Source organism: Streptomyces sp. NBC_00459 (assembly GCF_036013955.1).
Taxonomy (GTDB): domain Bacteria; phylum Actinomycetota; class Actinomycetes; order Streptomycetales; family Streptomycetaceae; genus Streptomyces.
This window is the reverse complement of the sequence record NZ_CP107903.1, coordinates 6,552,951-6,569,490: the sequence shown is the minus strand read 5'-3', so window position 1 is coordinate 6,569,490 and position 16,540 is coordinate 6,552,951. Positions and strand designations below refer to the sequence as shown.

The window sequence follows — 16,540 nt, the reverse complement described above, 5'->3', positions numbered from 1 at the left end:
GGTCGGTCAATCACTACAGTTGTTCTCCCCGTAACACTGCCACGCCCTTCTTCATTCCGAGACACCCGTTCCGAGGCGCGAGACGATGTCGTCCCAGTAGCCGGGCATCGTCTCCCAGGGGTCGGCGCGGCCACCGCGGTCCGTGCGGTCGGTGAAGTAGATCGTGGCGGCGCCCTGCCAACGGGCGACGCGCAGCGCCTCGTCGAGATGGCCGAGCGGCAGTCCGTGCACGAAGTGGCAGAAGCGCTCGGGCGGATGGTCGGCGGTCCACTCGGCCACCTGCGACCAGCGGTAGTCGCTCCAGTGGCCGGAGAACGTGACGAGCTGGTCGCCGTGCTCGGCGTAGTCCGGATGCGGATGGGTGCCGTGGCCCAGGACCATGTGCGCGTCGCCGTCCGCCTCGCGGAGCGTGCCGATCGTGCGGCGGATCCCGGGGAGCGCGGTCCGGTCGGTGGGGCAGCGGTCCAGGAGGAAGCCGTCGGTCCTGTACCAGTCGCGGTACCGCTGCGCCTCGGTGATCAACTCACCGTGCGTACGGGCACCGTGGGCCGTGTCGAGGTGGCCCAGGACGCGGACGCCCGCGTTGCGCAGACGGCCGACAGCCTCCAGACAGTGTGGATCGGGGCGACTGCCCGGGCCGTCGGCGACGTTGAGGACGACCCAGTGCAGAGGCGTGCCCGGTCGGGTGAGTTCGCCCCACTCGGCCGGGGCCACGAGGGGGTGCGCGAAGCCCGGGATGCCGAAGCCGGTACGTACGCCGGTGCTCGCGGTGCCCGCCTTGGCACTGGTCAGATGCGGCATGCCGCCTCCATCCAGATGTCGGCGAGGGACTCCTCCAGATTGATCCGGGGCCGCCAGCCGAGCCGGTCGCGTGCGGTGCGTACATCGGCCTGCTGCCAGCTGCCGCAGCCGTCCGGGTACGGGTACGCGACCGGACCGGCGTGGTCCGGGTCGGTGCGGGGATGGCCGATGGACGACCTCAGGGGGCCGGGCGGACCGTCCAGCTCGTGCAGCGCGCCGCCGTACCCGGCCACGCGGGCGAGGATGGAGGCGGCGTCACGCAGGCGCACGGCGCGGCCGGAGCCGATGTTGATGACGCCCTGTGCGGCCGAGAGCGAGGCCGCGTGGACGGCCCGTGCCACGTCACGTACGTCGATGAAGTCGCGCTGCGCGCCCAGGCCGCCGAGTTTGAGCTCGCCGTCGCCGGACTGCATCGCGCGGCGCATCGCCTCGGCTAGGCGGCCGAGCGGGGAACCGGCGGGCGTGCCGGGCCCGGCCGGCGAGAAGACCCGCAGGACGACGGCGTCGAGGCCGGACCCGAGAACCAGTTCGGTGGCGGCGAGCTTGCTGACGCCGTACGGGCCGCCGGGGCGGGGGACGGCGTCCTCGGCCGTGGAGGAACCGGGCTGGCTGGGGCCGTACTCGGCGCCGCAGCCGAGCTGGACCAGACGGGCGCCGCAGCCGCTGCGTCGCAGGGCCTCGCAGACGGTGGCGACGGCGACCGTGTTGTGGCGGGTGAGTTCACGGGCCCCGCCGCGGGTGGCGCCGGCGCAGTTGACGACGACTCCGGGGTGGACGGCGTCGAGGAAGCGGGTGAGTGCGCCGGGGCTGCCGGACGCGAGGTCGAATCGGACGTCGGCGTCGTCGCCGCGGCCGAGGGCGGTGAGCTGCACGGCGGGGTCGGCGAGCAGTCGGTCGGCGACGAAGCGGCCGAGATAGCCGTTGGCTCCGATCAGCAGAACCCTCATCGGACGGCTCCCTCGGCGGATTCTCCGGCTCCGGGTCGGGAGGTGATCATCGGTGTACTCCTTCGGGGGTTGCGGGTTCGTTCGTGTGGGAGGGCCGGGCGTTGCGGAACCGGTCGCCTGCCGTGGTCGTGGGTCCTGGACGTCATCCGGGCTCACCCGGAATCGCGTGCGCCGAGGCTCTGGTCAGCGTGCGGGTGGCGTGGAACAGGAGGATCAGCGCGGCCGCTCCGCAGGCCGCGGCCGGGATGCCCGCCGGACTCCAGACGGCCACGACCGTGTCCACCGGGGTGGCCAGGAAGGCGCAGCCGGGCAGGTGGGACGCGAAGGCGGTGGCCAGAGCCGCTGCCTCCGTCGCGGCTGCCGCGCCGAGGACCACCGCCGGGGCGTGGGTGAAGCCGTGTGCCGTGAGGAGACGGGCCAGAAGGAGCAGGGCGCCCAGGGTGACCGTCGTGGTGTAGGCCGCCGGTTCGTGCAGGACCGTCGCGGAGATCGCCACGAGCGCCGCCGACGTGCAGAGGAACAGGGCGAACGCGCCCAGGAGGAGGGGTTTCACGGCTGCCGTGAAGTCCGCCAGGCCACGGCTGGCGGCCAGCTTGCGACGGGCTCCCGCGGCGAAGAGGTGGGCGCACCAGGCCGCCGGCGCACAGGCCAGGGTGAGGGCGAGGACAGGGGCGGTGGACAGGTCCCGGACGGCGGCCGGGAATCCGTCGGGGCCGCCCGTCAGCGCGGCGGTGATCAGGCCGTCGCCCAGGAGCGCGTACGCGAGGAGCCAGTAGGTCCACGCACGCGTGGAGCCCGGGGTCTGGCTCGGGTACGTGCCGGGGGGCGCCGGGTGGGACCTGGGGCCCAGTGGCCCCCGGCCCAGTGCCGCGCGTACGGCCAGCGCCACGGCCAGGGCGCCCAGTGTCGCCACGGCCAGCCGGACCCGGCCCTCGGTGAGGTGCAGACCGGCCACCGCCGCCGCGCACAGGGCGCCCGGGAGCAGGGAGAGCAGTGCCCAGTCGGCCCGTACGCGGGGTGCGGGCGAAGGGGTGGGCCGTGGTGCCGTTTCCGTGTCCCGGGAGACCCGGGCGTACATCTCCTCGGCCAGCGAGAACACGTCACGGTGGCGGAAGCGGGCGGCCGTCCGGTCGGTCACGCCGTGGGCCTCCAGACCGGCGGCGATCTCCAGGGGGTCCACCGCCCGCTCGCACAGTTCACGGTGTCTGTGCATGAGCGCCTTCACGGGGTCTCCGGTCCCTCGGCGCGCGGCACGGGCGGAGGGCGCGGAGGGTGTGGTCGTCGGCGACTGCCCCGGCGTCTCCCGCACGTTCGTCTCCGCGGCGCCCATGAGCCACTCCTCCGAGTGTTCGTCCCAGGCTCCGGAGTTGTTCGGTGTCCCCGGGCGGTCCAGTTCTCCCAGCTCGCTCATCGCGCTCCCTCCCCGGCGGGTACGGCGGTCGCCTGTACCGGTGCGGAAGCGCGTCCTGTCGCCCAGCTGGGCCCGCCCCGGGCCACCACGCGTATGTCGGCATGCGTCCAGCGGCCGGCGACGTGTGCCTCCGCCGGGACGGCGAACGGGAGCGGTTCGCCGGCGTGGTCGAGGACCACCTTGTGGACGGGGGAACGCGAGACGACCTCCAGGTAAATGCCGTGAAATGCCTCGACGTTCTGCTCGACGGTGAACAGTTCGAGGGCACGGGCGCGGGCGGCGGCGCCCAGGCGTTCGCGGCGCGCCGGGTCGCGCAGCAGCGCCACGCACGCCTCCGCGAGCGCCCGCGGGTTGCGCGGGGGCACCACGAGCCCCGTACCGCCGATGATCTCGACCACCGCTCCCACGTCCGTCGACACGGTCGCCCGGCCGCAGAACATCGCCTCGACCAGGCTGATCGGGAAGCCCTCGACCACGCTCGACAGGACGACGACCGCACCGGCCGCGTACGCCTCCGCGAGCGTCGGTGCCTCCGGGCCGCCGATCTCCTCGAACGACACGGGGTTGTCGCCGACCGCGTGAATGCCCTCGGCCTCGTCGGGGAAGAGCTGCGCGGCGAGCGCCCGGCAGTGACCGAGATATGCCTCGCTCTCGGCTCCCGTGGCCGCGCCGATGATGCGCAGGCGCGTCTTCGGTTCCTCCTTGCGGACCTCCGCGAAGGCGTGCAGAAGGGAGATCAGGTCCTTGGCGGGCTCGATACGGCCGACCCAGATCAGCGTGTCGGGGTCCGCGGTCTCCGGGGACTCGCCCACCTCCGCGAAGTGGGACGCGTCCATGCCGGGGTACACGGTCCGCAGCTTCTCCCGGTCGGCCCCGCATCTCTCCTGCCAGCGGCGGGTGTGCGTGTTGCCGGGGGTGACGAGCGCGGCCCGCCGGTAGACCTCCGAGGCCAGCCGGCCGTGGAAGGCCGCGAGCAGGGACCGTACGGCCGGGGCGCTGTCGTCGGCGCCCGAGGCCAGGTAGTGCGCCCGCAGCGGGACCCCGTACTCGGTGACCAGCAGGGGGACTTCGGAGAAGTGGTGGGCGAGCAGTCCGGGGAGCGCCGCCGGGCCGCCGGCCGCGGCATGGCAGAGGTCGACCGAGCCGAGCCCGTCGTCCTCGTACCAGTCGAGCGAGAGGGGGCGCAGGGCGCGTTCCAGGTGCGCGGCGACGGCGAGCAGGTCCGGGACGCGCGCCTCGCGCGCCGCCCCCTGTGCGCCGGGCGCACGACAGGCGCGCTCCAGTGCTCGTACCGCGGCCTCGGAGCGGAGCGCTCCCACCAGGCCGCCCTCGTCCCGGGCGAGGTCGGCGAGCCCGTACAGCGCACTGCCGAAACGGTCCGCCTCAGCGGTGGCCGGGTCCGGTCCGTCCGACGCGTTGCCCGCGTCGGGCCCACCGCACAGGGCTGCGGCCAGTTCGCCGTAGGCCTCCTCGAATCGCCGTCGTGCGCGGCGGCCGTAGACCACGCCGTCATCCTCGGCCGTCCACAGTGGGGCGGTCCGGACCCGGCTGACCTGCGGCGGCAGTTCGATCCAGCCCTCGTCCTCCTGCCGCTCACTGCGGCTGAGCGCGTAGATGTCGAACTCGTGCCCGCCGAGCCCGCGCACGAGCCGGTCGCACCAGAGTCTGGCGTCACCGCTCACATACGGATAGCCACCCTCCGTCAGCAGTCCGATGCGCACGAGCACACCCCCGATCTCCCGTATGGGGAGCCGCCGTTGACCCGGCGGCTCGCAGCGGGACGAACGTATGCGGACATGACGGTGGTGCGATGGACGGTTGTCCGTCGCACCACCAAAAGGGGTGAACGGTCGTAACTTTCCCGTGCGGCTCGCGTTCTGTCGCGCTAAGAGATCATTCGAGCACGCATGGTTACGAACACGCGTGCGGTCACGCCGGGGTCAACTCCTGTCGGGCAACGCGGCGCCGGGCCGCCACGTCCGGGTCGAGAGAGGGCACGGCGGCCAGCAACCGCCGGGTGTACGGGTCGCGCGGGTTGTCGTACACCTCGTCGGCGGGGCCCGCCTCGACGATCCGTCCCCGCCGCATCACCGCGACGCGGTCACTGACCTGGCGCACGACGGCGAGATCGTGAGCGACGAACACCAGCGCGAGGCCGAGTTCGCGCTGCAACTCGCCGAGCAGCGCGACCACCTGGGCCTGGGTCGTGACATCGAGCGCCGAGACCGGCTCGTCGCAGACGATGACGCGGGGTTCGGCGGCCAGCGCCCGTGCGATGCCCACGCGTTGGCGTTGGCCACCACTGAACTCGTGCGGATAGCGGCCGAAGTGAGCCGGGTCGAGCCCCACGCGCTCCAGCAGCTCCCCCACACGCGCCCGGACGCGGCCCTCGTCACCGTCGCCGCGCGCCCGCAGCGGATCGGCGATCGACTCGCCCACGCTGCGGCGGGGGTTGAGGGAGGAGACGGGATCCTGGAACACCATCTGCACGGCCGGCCCGACCCCGGACCGCACGCGCCCCTCGTAACGCACCTCGCCGTCCGTCGGCTCCAGCAGCCCGACCAGCATCCGCCCGAGGGTCGTCTTGCCGCTGCCGCTCTCGCCGACGATCCCGAGGGTCTCGCCCCTGCGCACGGTCAGCGACACATCGTCCACGGCCACGAACGCCCGCTTGCCGCGCCCGAACTCGCGCCGCAGGCCGGCGGCCTCCAGGACGACCTCATCGGAGCCGGAGGCATCCCCGGGGACCCGCCGCGCGTCCACCCGCGGTACCGCGGCCAGCAGTTCGCGGGTGTACGCCTGTGCGGGCGCCCCGAGTACGGCGGCGACCGGGCCGTGCTCGACCGCGCGACCGTGCCGCATCACCAGCACGTCGTCGACGCTCTCCGCCGCGACGCCCACGTCGTGCGTGACGAGCAGCAGGCCCATGCCGGTCTCCTGGCGCAGCATGTGCAGCAGGTCGAGGATCTGGGCCTGGACGGTCACGTCCAGCGCGGTCGTCGGTTCGTCCGCGATCAGGAGGTCGGGTTCGCAGGCGAGCGCCATGGCGATCAGCGCGCGCTGACGCATCCCGCCGCTGAACTCGTGCGGCCGGGACCGAGACCGCCGTACCGCGTCCGGAATTCCGACCCGGTCCAGTACGTCGACGGCACGCGCGCGTGCTGCGCGCCGGGACGCCTTCGTGTGCACGCGGTACACCTCGGCGATCTGGTCGCCGACCGCGTAGTACGGGTCGAGGGAGGAGAGCGGGTCCTGGAAGACCATCGCCGCCCTCGCCCCGCGCAGCCGCCGCAGTTCGGCCTCGGACGCCTGCTGTACGTCGGTTCCGGCGACCCGGATCGCACCGCTGACCTCCGCTCCCGTACCGCGGTGCAGCCCCAGCAGGGCGGACGCGACAGTGGACTTGCCGGACCCGGATTCGCCGACCAGACCGAGCGCGGCGCCCTTCGCGAGCCGGAACGACAGCCCGTCCACGGCCCGCAGGGAGCCGAAGGCGACCGTGAGGTCGTCGACCTCCACGAGAGCCCTGCCCCCGGCGATCTCCACGGGAGCCTCGATTGAGGCCTTGTCCAAGCTCATACGAGCACCACCCGTCGGTCGGCCACCGCGTACAGCACATCCGCGACGGCGTTGGCGATGACCACGAAGAAACCGGTGACCAGGACCATGCCGACGACCACCGGCAGGTCGACGACCTTGACCGCCTCGACGAGTTCCTGTCCGAGGCCGGGCAGCCCGAAGAGCGTCTCGGTGAGCACCGCTCCGCCGAACATCGACCCGAAGTCAGTGGCGGTCAGAGCGATCAGGGGCGCCACCGCCCCGCGCAGCGCGTGCCGCCCGATGATGGACGGCTCCCCGACGCCGTACGCGCGGAAGGTGCGTACATGGTCCTCGGCGAGTGTCTCCAGCATCGACGCCCTGGTCAGGCGGGCGTACTTGGCGGATTCGATGAGGGCCAGCGACAGCCAGGGCAGCAGCAGGTTCCAGGCCCACTGCTCGGGATCGTCGGCGAAGGGCACGTACTGCGGGAACGGCAGCAGCTCCAGCTGGCCGCAGACCACGATCATCAGGATCAGTCCGATGACGAACACGGGCGTGGCCGTGCCCGCCAGCGTGAGGCCGGTCAGGATGCGCTCGGTGGGCCGGCCGCGCCGCCAGGCGGAGAGCACTCCGGTGCCGACACCGATGAGCAGCCACAGCACCATCGCGCCGAGCGCGAGCGAACCGGTGACCGGCAGCTTCGCCAGGATCAGCTCGGTGACCTGCTGGTCGCTCTGGTAGGACAGGCCGAGGCAGGGCGCCGAGCAGTGCTCGACGGACGTACCGGTCGAGTAGTCCTGGCCGACGAAGACGCCCTGCAGGAAGTGCCAGTAGCGCAGGTACAGCGGGTCGTCGAGGCGCAGTTGCTCGGCGACCTGGTGCACCTGGGCGGGGGAACAGCGCGGGCCGCAGGTGATCTGGGCGACGTTGCCGGGGGCGACGTAGAAGACGGCGTAGATGATCACCGAGATGGCGAAGAGGGTGACGATCGCGCCGACGACGCGGCGGGCGACGAACCCGCCGAAACCGGAGATGTTCATGCGCCGGCCCCCGTCTTCCCGGTCGTGGCGTCGGCTTTCTCCTCCGGCGCGACCGTCGCGGCCTTGGCCTCGCGTCGGCGGCCCGTCCCGATGCGCAGGCGGGAGGCCGCGCGCGGGTCGAGGGCGGTGCGGATGCCGTCGCCGAGGACGGTGAGGGCGAGGACGGTCACGAAGAGAGCGCCCGCGGGCAGCAGCAGGTACTGCGGTGCCGCCTGGTACCAGACGTCGGCGGCGGTGATCATCTGCCCCCAGGAGGGCGTCGGCGGCTTCACACCGACGCCGAGGAAGGACAGGGCGGCCTCGACCGTGATGTTCGACGGGACGAGGAGCGCGGCGTACGTGATGACGGGCGCGGCGAGGCCGGGAAGCAGTTCCCGGCGGGCGATCCGCCAGGAGCCCCAGCCGCTGAGCCGGGCCGCGGCCACATGGTCGAGCTGTTTGAGAGTCAGCGTCCGGGCGCGCACGATCTTGGCGATCCCGCCCCAGGCGATCAGCCCGATGACCAGGGCGACGAGAACGGGTCGCGGGAAGCTGCCGGGCACGATCGCCAGCAGGGCCAGCGACATGATCATGAGTGGCAGGGCGATGATGACATCGGTGAGACGGCTCAACAGTTGATCAACCCATTGACCGCCGAGGGCGGACGCGATGCCGACCACGACGCCGATCAACACCTGGACGAGGGTCGCCGCGAGCGCGACGCCCAGCGAGACCCGGGCCCCGTAGACGAGCCGGGCGAACAGATCGCGCCCCGTCTGCGGTTCGACGCCGAGCCAGTGGTCAGCGCTGATCCCGCCGAAAGAACCGATCGGCACGCCTCCACGCGCGGAGTCGACGAGGGCGGGGTGGTAGGTGGTCGGGTCCTGGCCGGCGAGCGCGGTGAGCAGCGGCGCGGCGAGCGCGACCAGGACGAGCAGCGCGACGACGGAAGCCGCGACGAGGGCGGCGCGCTGCGCACGCAGCCGCCGCCAGAACTGACGGGCCCCCGAGGCCGCCGGGACGGGCGTCGTACCCGTCCCGGCGGCCCGGGAGGCGAGAAGGACCTCGCTCACGGCGTCGTCACTTCACCGCGACCTGGGAGATGTCCAGGACACCCGTCCAGTCGCTGATCACGATGTTCTTGACGTCCTTGCCGTACAGCCGCTTGTAGACCGGGTAGAACAGCGGCACGGTCAGCGCCTGCTCGCCGATCTTCTCGTCCAGTGCGCCCCACCTCTTGGCGGCGGCGTCAAGATCGGTCAACTTGTTGATCGCGTCAATCTCGGCATTGACCGACTTGTCGTCGAGGAAGCCGGTGTTGAAGTTCGCACCGTCCTTGACGATCTGCCGGCCGTCGAAGATCGGGGCGAGGAACGGACCGCCGGAGGGCCAGTCGGCACCCCAGTGGGCGAGGAAGAACCCGGGCTCCTTGTTCACGTCGTGGATGGTGTCGGAGTAGTCGTTGTCCTCCAGCCCGTCCAGCTTCACCGTGATGCCGGCCTTCTTGAGCGCGTCCTGGACGGCGGTCGCGATCTCCGGGCTGGTCTCGAAGTCCTTGGCGTTGGAGTGGGTGAGGGTGACGGTCAGCCCGTTCGGGTAGCCGGCTTCCTTCAGCACCTCCTTGGCCTTGGCCGGGTTCCCGGAGGCACCTGCCGGGAAGTGGTCGTACGGCGTGTACCCGAAGGACTTCTGGTTCGGCAGGTAGGTGGTGGCCGGCTCGGCGAGCGACGAGCCGCCGGCCGCGTTGATGACGCTCGTACGGTCGATGGCGTACGAGATCGCCTCGCGCACCTTGATGTTGTCGAACGGCTTGATCTTCGGGTTGAACGCTATGTAGTTGATGTATCCGAAGTGCCCGGTGCCGACGCGCGCGGCCAGTTCCTTGTCGCCGGAGACCTTGGCCAGCTCCGCCGGGCCGAGGTTGGTGTCCGTGGTGACGGACGCGGCGTCCGCCCCTTGGGACGCCGACAGCCGCTGGTTGATCACCGAGGAGTCGAGCCCGGACCGTACGTCGATCTTGTCCGGGTACGCCTTGCGCTCCGCGTCCGTGGCGGCCGACCAGTAGGTGTTGCGCTCCAGGACGATCCGCTCACCGTCGCCCTCGTTGCTGACGACCTTGTAGGGACCCGACGAGATCGGGTGCTCCTCGTACTTCGTGCCGGTGTCCTTGGCCTTCGGGACCGGCGTGAACTGCGTCTGCGTGGCCAGGAAGGGGAACTCGCCCTCGGGCTTGTTCAGGTGGAAGACGATCGTGCGGGCGTCCGGCGTCTCGATCGCGTCGAGGCCCTTGCCCTTGTCCTTGTAGGGCCCCTGGTAGTCGGCGGCGCCGATCAGCCAGTCCCTCAGGTAGGGCGCGCCGCCGGAGAGTTCGGGGGCGAAGGAGCGCTCGATGCCGTACTTGATGTCGGCGCTGGTGATCGCCGTACCGTCCTCGTACTTGAGCCCTTCCTTCAGGGTGTACGTCCAGACGGTCGCGTTCTCGCTCGCGCGCCCGGTGTCGGTGGCCAGGTCGGGGACGACCTTCGCGCCCGCCGCCCCGCTCTCGCGGTTGCGCGTGGTGAGCGTGCGGAAGACCAGCGAGGGGACGTTGCCACCGCCGGAGGTGTACAGCCGGGCGGGGTCGAAGTCCTCCTGCGGGTTGCGGTTGAGGACGGTGAGCGTGCCGCCCTTCTGCGGCTTGGAGTCACCGCTTCCCGCGCCTTTGGCATCGTTGTCCTTCGGACCGCACGCGGCGGCGCCCGCGGCCAGAACCAGGCTGACGGACACCGCTGCCACGCGGCGCGCTCTGACGGACGGTTGGCGCATCGGAAGACGACCTCTCGGATGGATACGTCGATGAAACACATCGACACGTCTCGGATAATGAGACGAATTGACGAGGAATGAGACAGAAGTGAACAGACGTCTGCCCGGGCGTCAGGTCGTACGAGAGGTGACGAGCACGGTTGTCTCGGGACACGCGCGCCGGGCCGGAAAGCCGAAAAAGCGAAGGCGGGTGTCAGCGACAGAGAATGTCGGCCACGCAGAGTGGGGTCACGCCGATCAGCGCCAGCTCGATGGCGGCGCGCTCGACAACATGACTAGACCACATGTGCAGAAATATGAACGAAGTTTCCACCGGTGTCAACGTGACCCGGAGCGCACCCGGGCGCCCCGGCCGACCCCAGCCGTCAACTTCCCGGATACGGCCAGGGGTTGGCCCGGCAGTGGATGCCGTCGTGGTCGAGGAACTTGGTCTGCTGCTGCATCACGGGGGCGAGCTCGCCGTCCTTGTCGCAGGTCACATGCCCATTGCCCAGCCGGTGGCCGACCTCGTGGTTGATCAGCATCTGCCGGTACGCGTAGATCTTCTTGTCGCCGTAGGTCTCGGACCCCTGCGCCCATCGATAGGCGTTGATCATCACGCGGTCGGTGGCGGTCGAGTTGCAGGACACGTTGTCCTCGGTGGTGTCGAGTCCGGACTTGGCGCACCAGAAGGCGGTGGTGCCGGGGCTCGCGAGCGTGATGACGAAGTCGGGCTTACCGGAGGAGATCCGCTCGAACGTGCGACCACCGTTGTGGGCCCAACTGCGGTCGTCGTTCAGCGTCTTCTGCACCGCCTGCGCGAACAGCTCCCCGTCGAGCCCGAGCCCCTGCTCGACGTCCACGCGGTACCTGTACTTCTGCCCCGCGCCCGGCGCCCTGGCGAATCCACGGATCGCGTCGAACTTGCCCGAGCCCTTGAGGGCCGCCCCGAGCGCGTACGTCTTGGCCATCTTCTGGTCGTACGTCAGTGTCGTGACCGCGGCCGGCGCGTCGGACGCGGCGGGGAGGCCGTCACTGCGCGCCGCGGAGTCCCCGGAGCCCTGGACGTCCTGGCCCGAGCCGATCGCGGTCTGCGTCCGCACACCGCCTTCGTCGTCCTGACCGTTGGTGACCTGCCCGGCCACGACGACCGCCAGCACGGTGGTGACGGCGGCAGCCGCGACCCCGGTGAACGCCCGCCCCTTGCCGCCCTTGCCCTTGACCGCCACCTCGGCGGGCGGGGCGTACGTGTCCGCCGGGCCGGCGGGATGCGGTGTCCGGGCGCGGGGCGCGAAGCGGCCGACGTCCTCGACGGCGGTGCCGGGCAGACCGGCTCCGTCGAAGGCATCGACATACGCCTGCCGGGGCCCGGAAGCGTTCGGAGGCGCGGGACGCTGACGCGGTATGGCCGGACCGACTCCGGCCCGCCCGCCGAACTCGCCCCAGCCACCGCCGGTTTCACGCTGCTCGGGGTGCCCGCCTCCCCGTACACGGGGAAAACCATGAACGGGGGTGCCCTCCGGGAGACGCGGGAACCCATGAGCGGGCGTGCCCTCAGGAACGGTGAAACGGGGCGCGCCCTGCCCCTGTTGTCCCTGGCTCCGGCCCTGTTGAGGTTGCTTCCCCTGTGGCACCACAGGGATGTTCGCCTTGTCGCCCGTACCGGCGCTGCCGCCGGTTCGTCCGCGGCGGCTGTGACGTCCCACCTCGCGTCTCAGCTCCCCGCGTTCGCGGCGTCGGCCCGACTGCCGACCGTCCTCGCCGCCACAGTACCGGCATCCGCCTGCAACTCACCTTTGTCCTCAAGCAGTTCACGGAAGGCCGACGCGACCGTCTCCGGGTACTCCATCATCGCCACGTGCCCGGCGTCGGGCAGCGAGAGCAGCCGCGAGTCGCGGAAGGTGCGCGCCGCACGCTGGGCCATGCGGTAGGAGACCAGCTGGTCCCGGCCGCCGTAGACGAGGAGCGTCGGAGCGAGCACGCGCTCGGCCTGGCGCCACAGCCCGTGCTGTCCGCCGAGCGTGTACGCGTTCACGATCCCGCGCGCGGAACGCGCCATCGCGTCCCAGAAGTACGGCAGTTGCAGCCGTCTTTCCATCTCTTCGACCGCGTTGCGGAATCCCTCTGGCGTCACCTGCCCAGGATCCCCGTAACAGAGCGCCGTGACCCCGCGGACGCGCTGTTCGGCGCTCCAGTCCGCGGTCAACCGGGTGAACAGACGGGCCACACCGGGCAGGGCGAGCAGCCCGGTCGGCACCGCGTTGCGCTGCACACGGATCTCCGGCAGCGCGGGCGAGACGAGCGTGAGCGTCCTGACGAGGTCGGGCCGCACCGCCGCGACACGGGTCGAGACCGCGCCGCCCAGCGAGTTGCCGAACAGGTGCACGGGACCGCGCCCGGAGGCGTCGAGGTACCGGATGACGGCACGCGCGTGCCCGGTGACCGAGTAGTCGCCGTCGTCCGGCGGCGGGGAGTCGCCGAAGCCCGGCAGGTCGAGGGCCTCGCTGTCGACGAGCTCGTCGTGCAGCTGCATGAGCGCCGACCAGTTCTGCGAGGAACCGCCCAGGCCATGGACGTACAGCGCGGGCGGCAGTCCTTCGCGCGCGGGGGGCCGCGAACGCACGGTCAGGGTGATCCCCGGCAGACCGACCGAGCGCAGCCGCTCGCCCTCCGCGACCCTGACAGGAGCCACCTTCGGAAGCACATTGGTGGCCGGCACGAACGGCGGCTCGGTCGAAGACATGCGGCAATGTTACGAGACGATCACGCAGTGGTTCGTGTGTTCGGCATCACAGGGCCGGTGTCCCGTTCATCCGGCACTCCCATCACATGGCGTCCCGATCCCGTGTCTCCTACGCTCGTAACAGGGCACCCGCAGTAAACCGAACCCCGGGAAGGGAGCCCAGCATGGCCGTCGACCCCACCGACCCCGAGATCTTCGAGGAAATCAAGGACCCTGAGGATTACGAGGGCGAGGACAGCGCCGAGTTCGACGTCGAAACCCCCGAGGCCGACGCCACCGAGCAGCGCACGGACGTCACCCCGCAGCACGACGCCCCACTGACCGGCGAGAACACCGACCGCGCCGATGAGGCCGACCTCGTGGAACAGGCCCGCGTCGTGAAACTGGACGAGGACGACTACCGATAGCCGCCACCGCACTCCGCACCGAGCACAGGATTTGTTGCTATTTGAGCAGATAGCCCGGAACATACAGTCGCTCGGTCGAGGAATTTCTATGCTCGCACCGCGCACACCAGGGTTACCGAAAAGTACGATGGCGGCGCGGCGCACACCGCATGTGGACGAAATTGGGAGGCGGCGTGACAGCCATCGAGCAAACTGAGGCGGCACGCCCGCGGGGCACGCGGTTGCCGCGTCGCGCCCGACGGAACCAGCTGCTGGGCGCCGCCCAGGAAGTGTTCGTGGCGCAGGGCTACCACTCCGCCGCGATGGACGACATCGCCGAACGGGCCGGCGTCAGCAAGCCGGTGCTCTACCAGCACTTCCCGGGCAAGCTCGACCTCTACCTCGCGCTGCTGGACCAGCACTGCGAGGCACTGATCGAGTCCGTCCGCGCCGCCCTGGCGTCGACCTCGGACAACAAGCAGCGCGTCCGGGCGACGATGGACGCGTACTTCGCGTATGTGGAGGACGACGGCGGTGCCTTCCGTCTGGTCTTCGAGTCCGACCTGACGAACGAACCCGCCGTGCGCGAACGCGTCGACAAGGTCACGAACGAGTGCGCGGAGGCGATCTCCGAGGTCATCGCCGAGGACACCGGTCTCTCGCCCTCGGAGTCGATGCTGCTGGCCTCCGGTCTGGGCGGCCTCTCCCAGGTGGTGGCGCGGTCCTGGCTGCACAGCGACCGCAGTGTGCCGCGCGATCAGGCGGTCCAGTTGCTGGCCTCACTGGCCTGGCGCGGCATCGCCGGTTTCCCGCTGCACGGCACCGATCACCACTGACCGCCCGTTTGTTCCCGTCGGCTGTTCGCTCCTGGCGTTCCCGGGCGGAACATGTACGTCCCCTCACCGGGCTAATGTGTGCTGGGTACAGCGCGGACGCCCGCGCACTTCACTGACCGTCGGAGGGACATAGCCGTGGAGGTCAAGATCGGCGTGCAGCACGCGCCCCGCGAGATCGTTCTGGAGAGCGGTCAGAGCGCCGAGGAGGTCGAGCGGGCCGTGTCCGAGGCGCTGGCCGGCAAGTCGGCACTGCTGAGCCTCGTGGACGACCACGGCCGCAAGGTCCTGGTCCCCGCAGACCGTCTCGCGTACGTCGAGCTGGGCGAGCCGACGGTCCGCAAGGTGGGCTTCAGCGCGCTGTAGGACACGTAAGGACATGCATGCGGGTGGGGCCCGGCGGTTTCGAACCGTCGGGCCCCACCCATGTCCGTCCCGGTGCCCGTCCCCGTGTCCGCCACCATGCCCGTACCAACGTCCGCGCCCGTGTTCCGAATTCACAGGTTGACCACACGTCACCCTTACAAATGGGTTGCCCTGCGCAGGTCACGGGTATGACGGGCTGAGAACGTCACGCGCAGGCAGGCTGTGGGAGGGACCCCGACATGTTCTTGGAAGCACTCGGCTCCGCGATCCTCGGCCTCGCCCTGGCATGGGCGGCGGCCCACCGGCTGCCCGACCGCCTCCCGGCACGCCCCCTGGTGCTGTCGACCGGTGCGGCCGGAGCCCTTCTCGGGGCCCTGATCACGCACAGCGCGCTGAGTTCCGGCCACTTCGTGCTGATCCTGCTGGGCGCGGCGGCCGTCTCGGCCGCCTCCCTCTCCCTGCTGCTCCGCCCTAAGGCGAGACTCCGCCGGTCATCGGCGACGGCGTAGCTGCAGGGCCCCTGCAGGGGCCCTGGGGAACTGCGCGACAACTATGCGGCCAAGCCCAGCGCGGCCATCCGCTTCGTGTGCGCCTCGGTGATCCGGGAGAACATCCGGCCGACCTCCGCGAGGTCGAACCCGTCCGCGACGCCGCCGACGAGCATCGTCGACAGCGCGTCCCGGTCGGCCACGACCCGCTGCGACTGTGACAGGGCCTCGCCCATCAGCCGCCGCGCCCACAGCGCGAGCCGCCCGCCCACACGCGGCTCCGCGTCGATCGCCGCGCGCACCTTCTCGATGGCGAAGCTCGCGTGCCCCGTGTCGTCGAGGACCGCGAGCACCAGCTTGCGGGTGTCCGAGTCGAGGCGCGCCGCGACCTCACGGTAGAAGTCACTGGCGATCGAGTCGCCGACGTACGCCTTGACGAGTCCCTCCAGCCAGTCGGAGGGCGCCGTCTGCTTGTGGAAGCCGTCGAGCGCGGCGACGAACGGCTCCATCGCCTGCGTCGCGTCGGCGCCGATCTCGGTGAGACGGTCCCTGATCTGCTCGAAGTGGTGGAACTCCGCCGACGCCATCTTGGCCAGTTCCGACTTGTCCACGAGGGTCGGCGCAAGCTTGGCGTCCTCGGCGAGCCGCTCGAACGCGGCCAGTTCGCCGTACGCCAGCGCGCCGAGCAGGTCCACGACCGCGGCACGGTACTGCGGGTCGGTGGCGGCCTGTGCCCAGTCCTGGGCGGCGATTCCGGTGGGTACGGGAGCGGCGTCGGCCGCCGTCTCTGTCGCGCTTTCGTCGGCGGTCGCGGGGGTACCGGAGGCATTGTCAGGCGTCGTCATGAAGCGCACAATAGCCCGCTGACCGCAAGGCGGAAGTCCCTGCTCAATCAGTGTGACGACCACTACGTGACCGAATCGGCCATCGCATGTGCGCGATTCCGGGGTATGGTGGTAATGCGCCCGCTGAGTTGAAAGACGTAGCTCGACGGGCCACACGAATGAGGATGCCCGGTCGGTGGCCCGATCGGCTCCGACCCGACAGCTCTCCTCGTCCGTACGGCACGATGCGTACGGAATTCGGAGGGACCCTCAGCGGTACGAGCGCTCGAGCGTCGGCAGTGGTCCCGTGCCACTCGGCCCGCCCGTGAGGCGGCCGAAGTTCCCGGCCCGGTCCCGACACGACCCCCACGCTCGCCTCGCACCGCGTACACAGAAGA

The 16,540-nt window shown here is 70.9% G+C and carries 16 protein-coding genes; 4 read left to right on the top strand and 12 right to left on the bottom strand.

Annotation, left to right across the window (positions count from 1 at the left end):
- Positions 1 to 51: 51 nt before the first annotated feature.
- The 11 genes from OHN74_RS29135 to OHN74_RS29085 all read right to left on the bottom strand — a co-directional run bounded on the left by OHN74_RS29135 (position 52) and on the right by OHN74_RS29085 (position 13,245).
- Entirely contained in the window at positions 52 to 801 is a 750-nt protein-coding gene (locus OHN74_RS29135; RefSeq protein ID WP_327697548.1) for a spherulation-specific family 4 protein, read from the bottom strand.
- On the bottom strand, positions 789 to 1,748 hold the full coding sequence (locus OHN74_RS29130) for an NAD-dependent epimerase/dehydratase family protein (RefSeq protein ID WP_327697547.1): 960 nt from the start codon (positions 1,746 to 1,748) through the stop codon (positions 789 to 791). The genes OHN74_RS29135 and OHN74_RS29130 overlap by 13 nt, the downstream gene beginning before the upstream one ends.
- A gap of 142 nt (positions 1,749 to 1,890) precedes the next feature.
- The gene (locus OHN74_RS29125; RefSeq protein WP_327697546.1) at positions 1,891 to 3,159 is read right to left on the bottom strand and encodes a hypothetical protein; all 1,269 of its coding nucleotides are present in this window, start codon (positions 3,157 to 3,159) and stop codon (positions 1,891 to 1,893) included.
- Positions 3,156 to 4,880 (bottom strand): DUF3492 domain-containing protein, encoded by a 1,725-nt coding sequence (locus OHN74_RS29120; protein WP_327700323.1) that lies wholly within the window; start codon positions 4,878 to 4,880, stop codon positions 3,156 to 3,158. Before OHN74_RS29120 ends, OHN74_RS29125 begins: the two co-directional genes overlap by 4 nt.
- Positions 4,881 to 5,088: 208 nt before the next feature.
- Complete coding sequence (locus tag OHN74_RS29115) at positions 5,089 to 6,738, bottom strand: ABC transporter ATP-binding protein (protein ID WP_327697545.1); 1,650 nt, start codon at positions 6,736 to 6,738, stop codon at positions 5,089 to 5,091.
- Entirely contained in the window at positions 6,735 to 7,733 is a 999-nt protein-coding gene (locus OHN74_RS29110) for an ABC transporter permease (RefSeq protein ID WP_327700322.1), read from the bottom strand. Before OHN74_RS29110 ends, OHN74_RS29115 begins: the two co-directional genes overlap by 4 nt.
- A gap of 2 nt (positions 7,734 to 7,735) precedes the next feature.
- The gene (locus OHN74_RS29105; RefSeq protein ID WP_327697544.1) at positions 7,736 to 8,791 is read right to left on the bottom strand and encodes an ABC transporter permease; all 1,056 of its coding nucleotides are present in this window, start codon (positions 8,789 to 8,791) and stop codon (positions 7,736 to 7,738) included.
- Between the two features lie 7 nt (positions 8,792 to 8,798).
- Positions 8,799 to 10,523 (bottom strand): ABC transporter substrate-binding protein, encoded by a 1,725-nt coding sequence (locus OHN74_RS29100; RefSeq protein ID WP_327697543.1) that lies wholly within the window; start codon positions 10,521 to 10,523, stop codon positions 8,799 to 8,801.
- Positions 10,524 to 10,716: 193 nt separating this feature from the next.
- Positions 10,717 to 10,809 carry an Ms4533A family Cys-rich leader peptide gene (locus OHN74_RS29095; protein ID WP_327700321.1) on the bottom strand — a complete coding sequence of 31 codons (93 nt, stop codon included), beginning with the start codon at positions 10,807 to 10,809 and terminating at the stop codon, positions 10,717 to 10,719.
- Between the two features lie 79 nt (positions 10,810 to 10,888).
- The gene (locus OHN74_RS29090) at positions 10,889 to 12,208 is read right to left on the bottom strand and encodes a DUF3152 domain-containing protein (RefSeq protein ID WP_327697542.1); all 1,320 of its coding nucleotides are present in this window, start codon (positions 12,206 to 12,208) and stop codon (positions 10,889 to 10,891) included.
- 8 nt (positions 12,209 to 12,216) lie between these two features.
- Complete coding sequence (locus OHN74_RS29085) at positions 12,217 to 13,245, bottom strand: alpha/beta fold hydrolase (protein WP_327697541.1); 1,029 nt, start codon at positions 13,243 to 13,245, stop codon at positions 12,217 to 12,219.
- Positions 13,246 to 13,409: 164 nt separating this feature from the next.
- Between OHN74_RS29085 and OHN74_RS29080 the strand changes: the two genes are divergently transcribed.
- The 4 genes from OHN74_RS29080 to OHN74_RS29065 all read left to right on the top strand — a co-directional run bounded on the left by OHN74_RS29080 (position 13,410) and on the right by OHN74_RS29065 (position 15,339).
- On the top strand, positions 13,410 to 13,652 hold the full coding sequence (locus tag OHN74_RS29080) for a hypothetical protein (RefSeq protein ID WP_327697540.1): 243 nt from the start codon (positions 13,410 to 13,412) through the stop codon (positions 13,650 to 13,652).
- 173 nt (positions 13,653 to 13,825) lie between these two features.
- Positions 13,826 to 14,467 (top strand): TetR/AcrR family transcriptional regulator, encoded by a 642-nt coding sequence (locus tag OHN74_RS29075; RefSeq protein ID WP_327697539.1) that lies wholly within the window; start codon positions 13,826 to 13,828, stop codon positions 14,465 to 14,467.
- 135 nt (positions 14,468 to 14,602) lie between these two features.
- Complete coding sequence (locus tag OHN74_RS29070) at positions 14,603 to 14,830, top strand: DUF3107 domain-containing protein (RefSeq protein ID WP_164409182.1); 228 nt, start codon at positions 14,603 to 14,605, stop codon at positions 14,828 to 14,830.
- Positions 14,831 to 15,069: 239 nt separating this feature from the next.
- Positions 15,070 to 15,339, top strand: coding sequence for a hypothetical protein (locus OHN74_RS29065; protein ID WP_327697538.1), 270 nt, complete (start codon positions 15,070 to 15,072; stop codon positions 15,337 to 15,339).
- A gap of 41 nt (positions 15,340 to 15,380) precedes the next feature.
- Here the strand turns inward: OHN74_RS29065 and OHN74_RS29060 are convergent, their stop codons facing one another.
- A complete protein-coding gene (locus OHN74_RS29060) occupies positions 15,381 to 16,163 on the bottom strand; it encodes a ferritin-like fold-containing protein (protein ID WP_327697537.1) in 783 nt (260 codons plus the stop codon).
- Between the last annotated feature and the right edge of the window lie 377 nt (positions 16,164 to 16,540).